Raw genomic sequence first — 15,053 nt, forward strand, 5'->3', positions numbered from 1 at the left:
TTCTGGCTCAGCAATTGGTGCAGGTGACCTCCGCATCGCGCTGCTTGAAGAAGTAATCACGGCCGATGGTGATCGATCTTACTCCCGATGAAGCGATGTCGGGCATGAACATCAGCAATTCATGTGGAATGGAAAGTTCGACGTGAATGAGAAAGCTGTTTTCGATGAGCAGGCGGGTTGGAACCGTGACTGCCGATCCCACCGCATATGGTCTCTGATCCTTCTCATCCCAGGACCAGGTTATTTTCGCCTGTTTCTGCTTGTCGATCGCTATGCCACTGATCTTCAGCTTCAAACCCTTCGTGCTGTAAGGCGCAAAGACAGCCGCCGCAACATTCTGCATGTTTTTGAGATAGGCCTTGTCGACGGAGCCCGTTTTGGAGATCAGGTCGTTGATCGTCGCTGAAGCGCTGCTTGCCCGCTTATAGGTATTGTAACCGATGGTGAGCTCGAAGGATGTCACATAAAGGGCGAGCAATATCGGGAAGAGAATTGCGAATTCCACAGCGCCCACGCCACGGCGATCCTTTACGAAGCGTGTGACGAGTGTTGTAAAACGAAGTCTGCCGTTCGCGACGGCGGCTATCAGGCCTGCCATCATGAGCCCCCGCTTGTTGTATATTTCTCGTTCATGAAAGCGTCGGTCGCGACAATAAGGAAATGCGAGGGCATAGACCCGTCAGCTGGACGTATTTTGGTAAGATATGGACGGATGATATCGGCGATGACACGCCAGCGATAATAGACGCGCAGCATATTGATTGTTTCCGGTCCGCCCGGCTTGAAGCCGAATTGCGCCGTATCGAGATCGTAATATTCGCCGTAAGCCTTCAGGGGTACCGTGGTCGGAATATCCTTGAAGGCCGGAAAGGAACGAAGGTCGATATAGAGTTTCTGTTCGGTTTTTATCTCATCCGCAGAGCAGGTGATCATCACCGAGACTTCGTTGCAGAAGTTCTTGCGAAAATCCTCTTTCGAAATCGAACTGCTGATTTGTCCGGTGCGCAGACGCCGCGCCATGGTTTCCGTGGCATTTACGACAACCTGTTCCGCCATCATGGCGATGAAGGTCTCAATGATCGCAAAAACAACGAGGAAATAGGGAATGGCGAGTATCGCGAATTCAATGGCCGCTGTGCCGTCACGCGAAACCCCGAATTTTCGTAGCAATGGCGTCAGTCTGGCCAGTCGCATATGTGTCGATCTCTAGAATATGCGGCAAGCGCAACCGATGAATTTGTTGCAGACCATAACCAGCTGGTATTTAAATTCAGTTACCCCAACGGCTTCTACTTTAGCGATTCACGAAAATGACACAGGCTCCAAATGCAAAAAGCCCGGCATATTGCCGGGCTTTTTCGAAGGGAAGAAACGGGTTATTATTCCGCGTCCGCTTTTGACAGAACCTCGAGTGTAGGGGTCGAGGTGATATTGTAACCGCAATCCACATAGTGGCACTCGCCGGTTACGCCGCGCGACAGGTTGGACAGCAGGTACAGCGCCGATCCGCCAATATCCTCGATATCCGCCGTGCGCCTCAGCGGCGCGTTCTTCTGGTTCCATGCGTAAATAGCACGTGCGTCGGAAATGCCGGCACCCGCCAGCGTGCGGACCGGACCAGCCGAGATGGCGTTGACGCGAATATCGCGCGGCCCGTAATCTGCAGCGAGATAACGCACGGATGCTTCAAGTGCCGCCTTGGCGACGCCCATGACGTTGTAGTTCGGGATGACGCGTTGCGAACCATTATAGGTCAGCGTCAGCATCGAACCACCATTCGTCATCAGTTCGGCGGCGCGCTTGGCAATTTCCGTGAATGAGAAGCAGGAAATGACCATGGTGCGGCTGAAATTGTCGCGGGTCGTGTTCGCGTAAAGACCCTTCAGCTCATTCTTGTCGGAAAACCCGATGGCGTGCACGACAAAATCCAGCGAGCCCCATTTTTCGCGGATCGCCGCAAAAAGTGCGTCGACAGAGGCGATATCCTCGACATCGCACGGCACGATGAAGTCAGAACCGAGTTCTGCGGCAAGCGGTTTTACGCGTTTACCAAGCGCTTCACCCTGATAGGTGAAGGCCAGTTCCGCACCCTGCGCCGCAAGTGCCTTTGAAATACCCCAGGCGATGGAGTGATTGTTCGCGACGCCCATGATGAGGCCGCGTTTACCCTGCATGATGCCGTTCATTGGCAATTATCCGTTATGACGCTGGAAGACCAGCGTGGCGTTGGTGCCGCCGAAGCCGAAGGAATTGGAAAGGATGGTGTCGATCTTGGCGTTGTCGATGCGGCTGCGAACGATCGGAACGCCCGCAAATTCCGGGTCGAGTTCGGAAATATGCGCGCTTTCGCCGATGAAGCGTTCCTGCATCATCAGCAGACCGTAGATCGATTCCTGCACGCCGGCTGCACCCAGCGAATGGCCGGTGAGGGACTTTGTCGACTGGATATGCGGAATCCTGTCGCCGAAGACTTCGCGGATCGCACCGATTTCCTTGCTGTCGCCAACCGGCGTCGAGGTGCCGTGGGTATTGATGTAGTCGATGTCGCCCTTGACGGTGGCGAGCGCCTGCCGCATGCAGCGGATTGCGCCTTCGCCTGACGGGGCCACCATGTCGTAACCGTCGGAGGTTGCGCCGTATCCGACGATCTCGGCGTAAATCTTGGCGCCGCGCGCCCTTGCATGTTCCAGTTCTTCGAGAACCAGCACGCCAGCGCCGCCAGCGATGACGAAGCCGTCGCGATTGACGTCATAGGCCCGTGAAGCGAGAGACGGAGTTTCGTTATATTTGGACGACATCGCGCCCATGGCATCGAAGAGGTTGGACATCGACCAGTCGAGGTCTTCGTGGCCGCCTGCAAACATCACATCCTGCTTGCCCCACTGGATCATCTCGGCGGCGTTGCCGATGCAATGCGCCGAGGTGGAGCAGGCAGACGAGATCGAATAGTTGACGCCGTGGATCTTGAACCAGGTGGCGAGCGTTGCCGACGCGGTGGATGACATGGCCTTTGGCACGGCGAAGGGGCCGATACGCTTCGGGCTGTTGTTCTTCAGCGTAATATCGGCTGCTTCAACGATGGTGCGGGTGGACGGACCGCCCGAACCCATGATGATGCCGGTGCGTTCATTGCCGCTGATGTCGCTCTCTTCGAGACCGGAATCGGCGATCGCCTGTTTCATGGCGACATGGTTCCACGCGCCGCCCTGCGACAGGAAGCGCATGGCGCGGCGGTCGACCAGATCGGTCGGGTCAAGAGACGGCTTGCCCCAGACCTGGCACTTGAAACCGTGTTCGGCAAAATCCGGCGAAAATGAAATGCCGGATTTGGCATCGCGCAACGATGCGGTGACTTCAGCGGCATCACCGCCGATGGAAGAAACAATACCGAGGCCGGTGACAACAACTCGTCTCATGAAAGGGACCTTTTCTTAAGATTTCGGCTGGACGACCGACGCCGCCCGGCCTTGCCAAGACTTATTCCGTCTGCTTCAGGCGGTCTTTTCTTTCGACAGCCCTACACGAAGGTCCGTCGCCTGATAAATGGTTTCTCCGTCGGCCTTCAGCCAGCCGTCGGCGGTTCCAAGCACCAGACGGCCGCGCATCACACGCTTGAAATCGATACCGTATTGCAGGAGCTTGGTGTTCGGGCGAACCATGCCCTTGAATTTGACTTCGCCGGTGGAAAGCGCCATGCCGCGGCCTTCTTCACCCAGCCAGCCGAGGAAGAAACCGGTCAGCTGCCACATGCCGTCAAGGCCGAGGCACCCCGGCATGATCGGGTTGCCCTGGAAATGGCAGGGAAAATACCAGTCATCGGGGCTGACATCGTATTCGGCGCGGATGAAACCCTTGTCGAACGCGCCGCCGGTTTCGGAAATTTCGGTGATGCGGTGAACCATCAGCATGGGGGGCAATGGGAGCTGGGCATTTCCCGGGCCGAACAATTCGCCGCGACCGCAGGACAGGATCTCCTCGTAATTGTAACTTGATTGCCTCGTTGCCATACCGCTTTCACTTCCCCAGTTACTGGTGTTGATTGACTTCACTAGAGCAAGTTAGGTTCAAAATGAAGCGCTGCAAGGGCAAAGGCCGTTTCGCCCCCATTCTTTGTCTTCAGAACCTTCTTTGCAGAAGTCATTACCTCAATGTGCCGTCCGCATACAGGAACCATCGGGAAGGAACCAGAGGAAATTTGCAAGAATGGCCGGTTTGCAGCCATTTGCGACACTCGGCGACGCTGAAACTATTGAAAGCATTCGCTGCAAAAGATATATGCTAATGCAATTGGTGAATTTCACCCCTGTGCTTGGAATGGGATTGCATGGCATTTGACGCCACTTTGGATATCGGAACGAGGCTGCGGCGCTCGGGGCTGCGCCCCACGCGTCAGCGTGTGGCTTTGGGCGATCTTCTTTTCGCAAAGGGTGATCGCCACCTGACGGTCGAGGAACTGCACGATGAGGCGGTTACCGCCGGCGTGCCTGTTTCTCTCGCCACGGTTTATAACACGCTGCATCAGTTTACCGAAGCTGGCCTGATCCGCGTTCTGGCTGTCGAGGGTGCCCGCACCTATTTCGATACCAACGTGTCGGATCACCACCATTTCTTCGTCGAGGGCGAGAACGAGGTTCTCGATATTCCCGTCAATAATCTCCACATCGGCAACCTGCCGGAAGCGCCGGAAGGCATGGAAATCGCCCATGTGGATGTGGTCATCCGCCTTCGTCGCAAGCGCGGCTGAGGTTTCGGCAGAGACTGGAAATGAAAATGGCGCCCTCGGGCGCCATTTCTGTTTCAGGCGGCTTTATCGCTCACTTCATTATATCTTCGGGGCGCCTGCCGGGCTTGGCCTTGTAGGGCGGAAAAGTCCATCCGAAGATCAGCGCTCCAGAGCGGACGCCGAAAGCCGTCAACACGCCGACGGCTGATGCCGCATAAAGCGGCGCGCCGAGGAAATAGACGATAATGAAGGTGGAAGAGCCCAAAAGCGCGCAGGTAATGTAGATTTCCGGTCGCAGGAGGACGGAAGGTTCGCCGGCGAGAATATCGCGCAGCACGCCGCCGAATGTGGCCGTCAGAACACCGGTGACGATGGCAACGGTCGCAGAGCCGCTCGCGGCAAGGCCCTTGGCTGCCCCCATCACGCAATAAGCGGAGAGGCCAAGGGCATCAAGCCATAACAGCACCCGGTAACGGGATTCGAAAAGATGTGCTGTAAAGAAGAGCAAAACCGCGACCGATACGCAGACAAGAATATAGGTCGGGTTTACCACCCAGAAGACTGGCGCCCTGCCCAGCACGAGGTCACGCACCGTGCCGCCGCCGATCCCTGTCGCGGCTGCGAAAAACAGGAAGCCGATCAGGTCCAGTTGCTTGCGTGAGGCAGCCAGAGCACCGGTTGCAGCAAAGATGGCGACACCGGCATAGTCGAGAAAACCCAGCAGTGTCATGAAAAGGTTCCCCCCGAAACATGGGCCGCGAACACGTCAGTGTCGCGCAAGCACTAAACTCTAGGCTGGCCGCCCGGATGATCGCAACATCCATAACCGAAACGGATGCAAAGGAAAATGCCGTGCGAATCGCTATCGTTGTCGCTCTTCAGACACTGGTTCTTCTGATGTTTCCGGTGGCGCTGGCGGCACAGCAGCAACTGGTGAACGATCCCGAGATTTATGAAAAGGACCATTTTCGCAACGAGTGCAAGGTGGCGGCGTTTGGTGACGATTTCGTTACACGGCTGGATATCAATAATGACGGCCTGATGGATGCCGTCGTTAATCACGGTGTTCTGGATTGCGACGGCGAAAAAGGCCGCGCCTGTGATGATGAGGGATGCCCCTATAATTTCTACGTCCAGGTAAAAGAGGGTGGTTATCTGATGATCGCCACAGCCCGGATTTACGGCTACGATTTCATCAAGCGTTTCGGCAACATGGTCTTCGTGCTGAAAATGCATCCGCGTTATTGCGAACGCACCGACAAGGAGCCCTGCCTGATGACGGTGCGGGTGCGCGGCACGAAATTCGTCACCATTTCGCGAAAGTGACGGCGGCAGCCGTTACGGCGCAATTCGCCGGATTTTGACCCGCTGATTGTATCGCTGGCGGAGCGAGCGCGGAATGACGAGGGTTGCGAAGGCTATGGCGAAAACCGAAGCCGCAACCACCCACAGCGCATCCGAATGCAGCGTCGCGCCCAACACCGCACCGCAGATTGCGCCGGTGAGCATGCCAAGCCATGGCACGATCTGGATGCCCCAGTCGAGGCTGCGTTCGCCGAGAAGAAAGCGACCGATGCCGCGGCCGAAACGGGAAAGAGCGCCGGTCACATAGGTGAGGCCGATCGGCAGCCCCTCAATATGCTCCACGGCGGCATTGACCATGCCCATCGCAAAAACGACGAGATAAAATTGCAGGAGACCGGAGGCCTCGTCGCGCAGCAGCGCTGCAATCGCCACCAGCCCGCCCACCGCCATAAGAACTGCGAAGATGCGCCGGTCGAATTTATGCGCCACCACGATGCCGCCGGCATTGCCCGCCACGAAGGCGACGATCGCGAAAAGCAGTTTGGCAGCGTGGGAGTATATGCCTGACTCCATGGAGACTGCGGCGCGCGTCGTGTTGCCGGTCATGAAGGAGACGAAATCTCCGGAAACGTAAAGACCCACCGCATCCGTCATGCCGGCGATGAAGGAAATGGCGGCAACCAGCGCAATGCCGGTTCCGGTGCGCCTTGCCTTTATGATGTTGCGACGTCTCTGTCTGGTCATGGCAGCCCGATGGAAAAACGGCAGACCTGTGCAGGTCCCTGTCACTCTATGTGTAGGACGGTAGGCGACCGATTTGCAATCTTTCCGGCAGCGCTCAAATGCCTCTACTTTGTCTAGACAAATCTAAAAACCCTGCCTACGATGCCTCAAATAAAGCGATAAAAAATGTCGCACAAAAATAAATCAAAAGGGGTTCAGATCATGAAAAAAACGTGGGTTCTCGCCACAATTGCAGCGCTTTTCTCATCCGCTTCTGCCTATGCTGAAACATCGGTCACCATCGGCATGTCCGGCTGGACCGGTTTTGCGCCGCTGACACTTGCCAAGCAGGCGGGTATTTTTGAAAAGAACGGCCTGAAGGTCGATATCAAGAAGATACCGCAGGCCAGCCGGCATCTGGCCCTTGCGTCGGGTGATATCCAGTGTGCTGCCACCACGGTGGAAACATGGATCGCCTGGAACGCCAATGGCGTGAAGTCCACGCAGATTTTCCAGATGGACAAATCCCATGGTGCTGATGGTATCGCGGTGCGCGGCGATGTCTCAAGCGTCGCTGATCTCAAGGGGAAAACGATTGCCGCTTCCGCGCCGGGCACCTCCCCCTATTTCTTCCTTGCCTGGATCCTCAAGGAAAACGGCATGACCCTGAAGGATGTCAAGGTCGTCAACCTTGAGCCGGGACCGGCCGCGCAGGCATTCGTCGCCGGCCAGAATGATGCGGCCATGACCTATGAGCCTTATCTCTCCACCGTGCGCGCCGCCCCCGACAAGGGTAAAATCCTCGCAACGACGCTGGATTATCCCGCCGTCATGGACACGTTCGGCTGCACGCCAGATTTCCTCAAGGACAATCCGCAGGCGGCGAAGGCTCTGGCGGACAGCTATTTCCAAGCACTCGACCTCATCAAGAAGGACCCTGAGAAGTCCTATGCGACGATGGGCGCGGATGTGAAGCAGGCGGGAGAGGCCTTTGCAGCTTCTGCAAAGTTCCTGGAATGGCAGGACAAGGCCGCCAACCAGAAGTTCTTCGAGGGCGAATTCAAGACCTTCTCCGAAAAGTCGGCCGATCTGCTTCTCGAAATCGGCGTGATCAAGTCGAAGCCCGATCTTTCGACGCTCGCAGATACGTCCTTCATCAAGTAACGCGCACAGGCGGCTGCATCCCTTGCCGGAATGTTGCCGACAATGACATGCAGGAAAGCGTCTTCCGCGCCGGGAATGGTGTGGAAGCGCTCTGAGGGCGCGGTGTAGCTGCCGCGCCGGTTCTCCCAGACAGGCGACAGAATGCAACCACTTCAACCTATCAGGAACAGCACGAGAATTGCCCTCGGCATTCTGTTCTTCGTGCTGTTTTTCTCCGCCTGGGGCCTCGCCACGCTTGGCGGCTTCGTATCGCCGACCTTTCTGGCGGACCCCATCACCATGCTGAAGGACGGCATCTATCTGCTGACCGATCAGGGCTTTGCCGGCGATATCGGCATGACCATCTGGCGCGTGGTGGGCGGTTTCGTGCTGGCATCCGTGGTCGCAGTGCCGCTCGGTATCGCCATGGGGGCATATAAGCCCATCGAAGCGTTGCTGGAGCCCTTCGTCTCCTTCGCCCGCTACCTTCCGGCATCCGCCTTCGTGCCGCTGCTCATTCTCTGGGCCGGCATTGGTGAGATGCAGAAACTGCTGGTTATCTTCATCGGCGCGGTTTTCCAGATCATCCTGATGGTGGCCGTAGCGGTTGCCGGCACGCGACGGGACCTTGTGGAGGCCGCCTATACCCTCGGCGCAAAAGACAGAGGCGTGGTGCGCCGTGTTCTCATTCCCGCCAATGCGCCCGATATTGCCGAAATCCTCCGCCTCGTTCTGGGCTGGGCCTGGACCTATGTCATCGTCGCCGAACTGATCGGCGCTTCCTCGGGCATCGGTTATATGATCATCAACAGCCAGGCGCTGATGGCAACCGGACAGATCATTTTCGGCATCATCGTCATCGGTGTTATCGGCCTCATTTCCGATTTCGCATTTAAATCGCTGAACCGGAAGCTTTTCGCCTGGAGGCTTGCCTGATGAGTGAACTTATTATCAAGGGCGTCAGCCGCACCTTTCCGGGCGTGCAGGGCGGGCAGCCGACGCTGGCCCTCCAGCCGACCAATCTGGAAATACCACGCAATGATTTTGTTACCATCCTCGGCCCGTCGGGCTGCGGAAAATCGACCCTGCTGCGCATCATCGCCGGGCTTGACCGTCCGACGACCGGCGAGGTCCTGCTGTCCGGCCGGGCGGTGACGGGACCGGGTGCGGATCGCGGTATGGTATTCCAGTCCTACACGCTGTTTCCCTGGCTGACGATCCGGGAAAACGTCGCCTTCGGCCTTCGCGAACGCGGCGTCGCCGAGAAGGAAAAATGGGAGATCGTTGATAGCTATATCGACAAGGTCGGCCTTCGCGGTTTTGAAAACCATTGGCCGAAACAGCTGTCCGGCGGCATGCAGCAGAGAACCGCCATTGCCCGCGCTTTGGCGAACGGTCCGAAAATCCTGCTGCTTGATGAGCCTTTCGGCGCGCTCGACAACCAGACGCGCGGGCTGATGCAGGAATTGCTGCTCGGCATCTGGGAGCGGGAGCAGAAGACCGTCATTTTTGTCACCCATGACATCGAGGAGGCAGTCTTCATGGCGTCGCGTGTGGTGACCATGTCGGCAAGGCCGGGGCGCATCAAGTCGATCACGCCGGTCGACCTGCCGCATCCGCGTCACTACACCGTCAAGGCCAGCCCGGAGTTTTCACAGCTGCGCGCGAAGCTGACGGAGGAAATTCGCAGTGAGGCGATTGCCGCCGCTGCCCATGGCTAGTTGATCCAGCGAACCGGGAGGAGAGAAGCATCGGGATGAGGAGTACAGGTGCCGATCTTCAGGAGAAATCACTGCACGAGCGCATCCGCAACGATGTCGAGCGCCATATCATGTCGGGCGAATGGCCGCCGGGATACCGTATTCCTTTCGAACACGAGATGACCCGGCAATATGCCTGCTCGCGCATGACGGTGAACAAGGCGTTGGGCGAATTGGTACAGCGCGGCCTGATTGAAAGACGCCGGCGGCTCGGCACCTTCGTTCGCCAGCCCCATGCGCAATCGGCCGTGCTGGAAATCCATGATATCGAGCGGGAGGTTCAGGCGCTCGGCCTCGTTTACGGATACCGTCTCGACAAGCGGCGTCTGCGCCCCGCGGGTGAAAAAGACAGTGCGGCAATGGCGCTTGCCGCCGACGCGCGGGTGCTGGAGCTCACCTGCACGCATTTTGCCGGCGGCGTTCCCTTTTGCCTTGAAGAACGCATTATAAATGTCACTGCCGTCCCGGAAGCGGAAGTTGCGGATTTTTCGCAGACCGGTCCGGGCACCTGGCTGTTGAAGATGGTGCCCTGGAGTGCAGCCGAACATCGCATCAGCGCCGTCTCCGCCGATCGCAAGAATGCGGCGGCGCTGGGCATCGCATCCGGTGCGGCCTGTCTGGTCATAGATCGCCGCACCTGGCACGGGACGGACTATGTCACGAGCGTTCGTGTGACCTATCCCGGCGACCGGCACGCCCTCGTGGCGCAATTTTCGCCTTCGCAAAACACCTGAAGCCACTCGGACAGTCACTTTTTTGTAAAGAAGAGTTTACGCGTCGTCTTTTAATAATATAATAGTTGTCAAAAGAACTCAGGTTTATTATCGGAACGTCAAGCTTTCACGACGGCATCCGTTCATGACCCCGGCTTTCAGAAACCGGCCAATCTGCGGATGAGTTCATCGACGGAATCCGGGATAAAAATTATGTCAGCTGAGACCTCCACTTCTTCCGCATCCTTCAACAGGGCAAACAAAACACGGCACGTTTCCCTTGCTGCGGCAGTTACCCTGCTGGCCGGGCTGAGTGCCGGCGCGGTTTTGGCTCAGACAGCATCCGAGCCCCAGGCCCAACCTGCACCTCAGGCGGAAACGGTTCAGCCTGCCCAGCCGCCGGTGGAAACGCCCGCAACGCCAAGCGCTCCGGCGCTCCAGCCTGTCACCCCGCCTTCCGCAACCACACCGGAACAGCCGGCTGCCACACCCGCCCAGCCGCCATCGAACCAGCCTGCACCCGCTCAGTCCACATCTGAAGGTGCTGCGCCGCAGCCGACGCAGACCGAGCAGCCGCCTCAGGCGAACGGAACACTTGCGCCGAACGAAGTCTCTACTCCGGTAGAGCCCGCCAATCCCGAGCCCACCAGCGCCCAGCCTACTAGCGCCGAACCCACAAGTGCCGAACATCGTGCTGATATCCCGCATAACCTGTCGCCATGGGGCATGTTCATGGCTGCGGACTGGGTCGTGAAGGGCGTGATGATCGGCCTTGCTTTCGCGTCGCTCGTCACCTGGACGGTCTGGGTGGCGAAGTCTATCGAGCTCGCGGGTGCGCGGGTGCGTGCCGGTGCAACACTCAAGGTCATTCGCCGGGCGAAAACCCTGACTGAAGCGACTGATGCCGTCGAAAACAAGGGCGGACCGGCGGCACTCATGCTGCGCATGGCAACCCATGAAATGCAGCTTTCCGATGCGGTGGTCGAACACACGGACGGCGGTGGCATCAAGGAGCGTGTCTCCTCGGCGCTGTCGCGTATTGAGACCCATGCGGGTCGCCGCATGTCGCGCGGAACCGGTGCTCTCGCGACTATCGGTTCCACCGCTCCCTTCGTCGGCCTGTTCGGCACGGTCTGGGGCATCATGAATTCCTTCATCAGCATTTCGGAATCGCAGACCACCAACCTTGCCGTCGTGGCGCCGGGTATTGCCGAGGCGCTGCTCGCCACCGCGATCGGCCTCGTTGCCGCTATTCCGGCGGTGGTGATCTACAACGTCTTTGCCCGCTCCATCACCGGTTACCGTCATCTGCTGGCGGATGCCGCCGCCGGCGTGGAGCGTCTCGTGAGCCGCGATCTCGATTTCCGCCGCATTCCGCCGGGCAGCACCAGCAAGCCCGCAGTGTCGCTGGTTGGACGGTGATCGGTCATGGCTGGCGGTATTCGCGAAAATAGCGGAGACGATCTCTCCGAAAACCACGAGATCAACGTCACGCCCTTCATCGACGTGATGCTGGTTCTGCTCATCATCTTCATGGTGGCTGCGCCGTTGGCCACGGTGGATGTGAATGTCGATCTCCCCGCATCCACCGCCAAGCCGGCGGAGCGTCCGGAAGAACCGCTTTATCTGACGGTCAAGGACGATCTCTCGCTTAACCTCGGCAATGATGTCGTTGCCCGGGAAGCACTGGCGGCGTCGATTGACAGGCAGACGGGCGGCAAGAAGGATACGCGCATTTTCCTGCGCGCCGACAAGGCCGTCGACTACGGTCACTTCATGGAAATCATGAACCTGCTCAGGGATGCCGGTTACCTGAAGATCGCCCTGGTGGGTCTGGAAAATGTCGGTGCGGCATCGCCGCCCGCCAATGCCGCCCAACCCGCCGCGCCGACGGCGCCGGGAACGGCGCCATGACTGAAAACGGCTACCCGCAGTCCCGACATTCCCGTCTGGGGGAAGTGACGCTGTGGTCCGCCGCGGCGCTGCTCATGCTGAGCGTTCATGCCGGTTTTGCCTATTATCTGATGCAGGAACCGGAAGAACTCGATGCTGGCGGGCCACCGCCAGCCGCGATCATGATTGAGATGGCGGCGATACCGGAAGCCGTCAACACTGAAGAAACGACACCGGCGCAGGATGTCGAGGACGCCGAAGAGGTGAAGAGCGACAACAGCCAGCCGATGGAGGAACCTCCACCGGAAGAGCCGCCGCCACCGGAACCGGTTGCGGAAACGCCGCCGCCGGAGCCTGTGCAGCCGCCGGAACCGCCGGTTGAGGAGATTGTCGAGCCACAGGAAATTCCTGAGCCGGTAGAGCAGATCGACCCCGTGCAGGAACAGATGATGGCGGAACTCGAAAATATCGAGGTTCCCTTGCCTGTCATTCGGCCGCCACCGCCGCCCGTTGAAAAGAAGGTCGAGAAGAAAGAACCGGAAGAAAAGAAGAAGGTCGAGCGCCAGCGCCCCAAACCGCAGCAGGCATCGGAATTGCGCGAAACGGCCAAGGCCGAGGCACAGCAGTCCGACAGGACAGCGGCATCGCGCAACAATGCCGGTTTCTTCTCATCGTCGTCTGCCTCACCGGCAAAGTGGGGATCGAAGGTTCGTTCCCATATCCAGCGGCGCAAGCCACGTTCGCTTCGCAGTGATGCAATGACGGCAACGGTGCGGTTCAGGGTCAATGACGCAGGCGCGATCAGTGGGGTCAGCGTGGTCCAGTCCACCGGCGATTCCTCAATCGACCAGCAGATTGCGGCCTGGATCCAGAGCGCGTCACCCGTGCCTGCTCCGCCTCCGGAAGCAAGCAAGACGATCACGCTGCCGATCAGCATCCGCTAGAACCCGTTTAAATTAACGGGCATGTCCACTATTCCTCACGCGCACATCCGTTTGCGCGTGAATAAGATTTCGCGAATGTTTTCGATGGTGTAGGTCTTTGTCGACTTTACCAAGCAGAGGCATTCCGGAATGAAATTCTCAATCGCAGAGGCGGAGGATCTCGTCTCCTCTATCTTTGAGCGCAACGGCGTTCTGCCGCAGAACGCCCGCTCAGTGGCGAAGGCGCTCGTCGCATCCGAAGCGGCAGGCCAGAGCGGTCACGGTTTTCGCCGTATCCCCGTTTATGTCCGCCAGGCGCGGGTGGGAAAAGTCGATGGCAAGGCGCGGCCGGTGGCGACGCGCGTGAAGCCGGGTGTGCTGTCGATCGACGCCAACCACGGTTATGCCTATCCGGCGATTGATTGCGCGCTGGAGCAGTTGCCTGAAATGGCCCGGCAGCAGGGCATTGCGCTTGCCGCCATCCATCGCTCCCATCACGCCGGCGTCATGGCATTAACTGTCGAACGTTTTGCCGAGATGGGTCTTGTCGCGCTGATGTTCGCCAATGCGCCGGCATCCATGGCCCCGTGGGGTGGCAACAAACCCCTTTATGGCACCAATCCAATCGCATTCGCGACCCCGGTTGGCGACGTTGATCCTCTGGTGATCGATCTGGCGCTTTCCAAGGTAGCACGCGGAAAGATCATGGCGGCCCGTCAGAAGGGCGAAACTATTCCGGGGGACTGGGCGCTCGACAGAAACGGCCGGCCAACCACCGATCCTGAAGAAGCCATCGAGGGAACCATGGTGCCCGCCGGCGAGGCGAAAGGTGCCGCACTGGCGCTGATGGTGGAAATCATGGCCGCCGCGCTGACCGGAGGAAATTTCGCGTTCGAAGCCTCTTCCCTTCTGGATGACAAGGGCGCGCCACCGTCACTCGGCCACACGATTATCGTCATCGATCCCGTGTCCTCGGGTGGTGCAGTCTTTACTGAACGACTGGCGCTCATCGCCGGTGAGATAGAAAAGCAGGAGAATGTGCGTTTGCCCGGCCGCCGTAGCCAGGGCGTTCGCCGGCAGGCGCTGGAAAGCGGCATCGTCGTCGAAAGCGATATCCTTGCTGAAATCCAGTCGCTTTAAACAGTTGTAAAATGAAAACCCGGCGGACCTGATGATCCGCCGGGCAAACCGTTTATGGCCGCTTTGCATTTGCGTCGATATGGACCGGAAATCATTTCCGGCCCGCTTTTGGTCCGCCATCCCGCCATCAAAATGAGGGGATTTTGACGCAGAAAGCCGCTCATCCGGTTTGGGCTTACGGGAAGGGGACGCGTCCACATAAGCCGCTGGAGCGAAAAAGCCTCAGATATCCTGCTCGATCAGGCCACGCAGCAGGGCAATGCTGACGGCATTCAGCAGATTGGTGGCACCCAGCCGGTTACGCACAGCTTCCAGTGTGTCCTTCACCTCGGCCTCGGTCCCACCGGTCACAAGGGCGATGTGGGAGGGATGTTTACCCCGCGCCACCAGTCCCAGATAGTGCCGTTCCCGGTCCGACAGGGCGATCGCGCGCGTCTGGCGATGTTCATGCGGCGTTTTTAAAGACATGTTCTTTCTGCCTCAAAAGAGATTGACCTGCCCGGCGGTGCGATCAGGTAATAATTTCATTCCCCGAGGCCCGCCCGCGAACGTTCTGTCTGCACGCGAACGGAAACGTCAATTTCGCCAATAGGTTTCATCTGGCACCAGGAATATCCAACAGTGGCCGCTTTCGCAGCCAGCCGGCCCCGCATTGACGTTGTTCCTAGGCACAGGGAGTGCTGCCACACCGACATTCGCAAAACCAGAATCGGTTCTGGATCAGAACAAT

At 58.4% G+C, this 15,053-nt stretch carries 18 protein-coding genes; 10 read left to right on the forward strand and 8 right to left on the reverse strand.

All coding sequences use genetic code 11. The annotated features are described in order from the left end of the window. Positions 1 to 7: 7 nt before the first annotated feature. The 5 genes from EXN68_RS10515 to fabA form a co-directional block, all read right to left on the reverse strand. Complete coding sequence (locus EXN68_RS10515; RefSeq protein WP_142840775.1) at positions 8 to 601, reverse strand: TadE/TadG family type IV pilus assembly protein; 594 nt, start codon at positions 599 to 601, stop codon at positions 8 to 10. After that, complete coding sequence (locus EXN68_RS10520; RefSeq protein WP_142840776.1) at positions 598 to 1,194, reverse strand: TadE/TadG family type IV pilus assembly protein; 597 nt, start codon at positions 1,192 to 1,194, stop codon at positions 598 to 600. Before EXN68_RS10520 ends, EXN68_RS10515 begins: the two co-directional genes overlap by 4 nt. A gap of 185 nt (positions 1,195 to 1,379) precedes the next feature. Next, on the reverse strand, positions 1,380 to 2,186 hold the full coding sequence (fabI, locus tag EXN68_RS10525; RefSeq protein WP_142840777.1) for an enoyl-ACP reductase FabI: 807 nt from the start codon (positions 2,184 to 2,186) through the stop codon (positions 1,380 to 1,382). A 6-nt stretch (positions 2,187 to 2,192) separates the two neighbouring features. Continuing rightward, a complete protein-coding gene (gene fabB / locus EXN68_RS10530; RefSeq protein WP_142840778.1) occupies positions 2,193 to 3,416 on the reverse strand; it encodes a beta-ketoacyl-ACP synthase I in 1,224 nt (407 codons plus the stop codon). 75 nt (positions 3,417 to 3,491) lie between these two features. Continuing rightward, entirely contained in the window at positions 3,492 to 4,007 is a 516-nt protein-coding gene (fabA, locus tag EXN68_RS10535; RefSeq protein ID WP_035219583.1) for a 3-hydroxyacyl-[acyl-carrier-protein] dehydratase FabA, read from the reverse strand. 317 nt (positions 4,008 to 4,324) lie between these two features. Here fabA and irrA point away from each other — a divergent pair, with 317 nt between their 5' ends. Further along, entirely contained in the window at positions 4,325 to 4,744 is a 420-nt protein-coding gene (gene irrA / locus EXN68_RS10545; protein ID WP_046799156.1) for an iron response transcriptional regulator IrrA, read from the forward strand. Between the two features lie 70 nt (positions 4,745 to 4,814). Here the strand turns inward: irrA and EXN68_RS10550 are convergent, their stop codons facing one another. Then, on the reverse strand, positions 4,815 to 5,453 hold the full coding sequence (locus EXN68_RS10550; protein ID WP_142840779.1) for a trimeric intracellular cation channel family protein: 639 nt from the start codon (positions 5,451 to 5,453) through the stop codon (positions 4,815 to 4,817). Positions 5,454 to 5,530: 77 nt separating this feature from the next. On the opposite strand from EXN68_RS10550, the gene EXN68_RS10555 reads away from it, so the two are divergent. After that, positions 5,531 to 6,049, forward strand: a complete 519-nt coding sequence (locus tag EXN68_RS10555; RefSeq protein WP_142840780.1) for a hypothetical protein — start codon at positions 5,531 to 5,533, stop codon at positions 6,047 to 6,049. Between the two features lie 12 nt (positions 6,050 to 6,061). Here the strand turns inward: EXN68_RS10555 and EXN68_RS10560 are convergent, their stop codons facing one another. Then, the gene (locus tag EXN68_RS10560) at positions 6,062 to 6,772 is read right to left on the reverse strand and encodes a YoaK family protein (protein WP_142840781.1); all 711 of its coding nucleotides are present in this window, start codon (positions 6,770 to 6,772) and stop codon (positions 6,062 to 6,064) included. Between the two features lie 201 nt (positions 6,773 to 6,973). On the opposite strand from EXN68_RS10560, the gene EXN68_RS10565 reads away from it, so the two are divergent. From EXN68_RS10565 to EXN68_RS10600, 8 genes are all read left to right on the forward strand, one after another. Beyond that, entirely contained in the window at positions 6,974 to 7,915 is a 942-nt protein-coding gene (locus EXN68_RS10565; RefSeq protein WP_142840782.1) for an ABC transporter substrate-binding protein, read from the forward strand. A gap of 141 nt (positions 7,916 to 8,056) precedes the next feature. Next, complete coding sequence (locus EXN68_RS10570) at positions 8,057 to 8,830, forward strand: ABC transporter permease (RefSeq protein ID WP_142840783.1); 774 nt, start codon at positions 8,057 to 8,059, stop codon at positions 8,828 to 8,830. Continuing rightward, the gene (locus EXN68_RS10575; protein WP_142840784.1) at positions 8,830 to 9,615 is read left to right on the forward strand and encodes an ABC transporter ATP-binding protein; all 786 of its coding nucleotides are present in this window, start codon (positions 8,830 to 8,832) and stop codon (positions 9,613 to 9,615) included. Before EXN68_RS10570 ends, EXN68_RS10575 begins: the two co-directional genes overlap by 1 nt. Before the next feature lie 35 nt (positions 9,616 to 9,650). Then, the gene (gene hutC, locus EXN68_RS10580; RefSeq protein WP_142840785.1) at positions 9,651 to 10,388 is read left to right on the forward strand and encodes a histidine utilization repressor; all 738 of its coding nucleotides are present in this window, start codon (positions 9,651 to 9,653) and stop codon (positions 10,386 to 10,388) included. A gap of 192 nt (positions 10,389 to 10,580) precedes the next feature. Then, positions 10,581 to 11,789 carry a tonB-system energizer ExbB gene (gene exbB, locus EXN68_RS10585; protein WP_142840786.1) on the forward strand — a complete coding sequence of 403 codons (1,209 nt, stop codon included), beginning with the start codon at positions 10,581 to 10,583 and terminating at the stop codon, positions 11,787 to 11,789. A gap of 6 nt (positions 11,790 to 11,795) precedes the next feature. Then, a complete protein-coding gene (gene exbD / locus EXN68_RS10590) occupies positions 11,796 to 12,281 on the forward strand; it encodes a TonB system transport protein ExbD (protein ID WP_046799164.1) in 486 nt (161 codons plus the stop codon). Beyond that, a complete protein-coding gene (locus EXN68_RS10595) occupies positions 12,278 to 13,204 on the forward strand; it encodes a TonB family protein (protein ID WP_142840787.1) in 927 nt (308 codons plus the stop codon). Before exbD ends, EXN68_RS10595 begins: the two co-directional genes overlap by 4 nt. A 129-nt stretch (positions 13,205 to 13,333) precedes the next feature. Continuing rightward, entirely contained in the window at positions 13,334 to 14,323 is a 990-nt protein-coding gene (locus EXN68_RS10600) for an Ldh family oxidoreductase (protein WP_142840788.1), read from the forward strand. 222 nt (positions 14,324 to 14,545) lie between these two features. Here EXN68_RS10600 and EXN68_RS10605 read toward each other — a convergent pair whose 3' ends face one another. Continuing rightward, on the reverse strand, positions 14,546 to 14,791 hold the full coding sequence (locus tag EXN68_RS10605; protein WP_142840789.1) for a helix-turn-helix domain-containing protein: 246 nt from the start codon (positions 14,789 to 14,791) through the stop codon (positions 14,546 to 14,548). Between the last annotated feature and the right edge of the window lie 262 nt (positions 14,792 to 15,053).

It is taken from the genome of Martinezella rhizogenes (assembly GCF_007002745.1).
GTDB lineage: Bacteria > Pseudomonadota > Alphaproteobacteria > Rhizobiales > Rhizobiaceae > Agrobacterium > Agrobacterium cucumeris.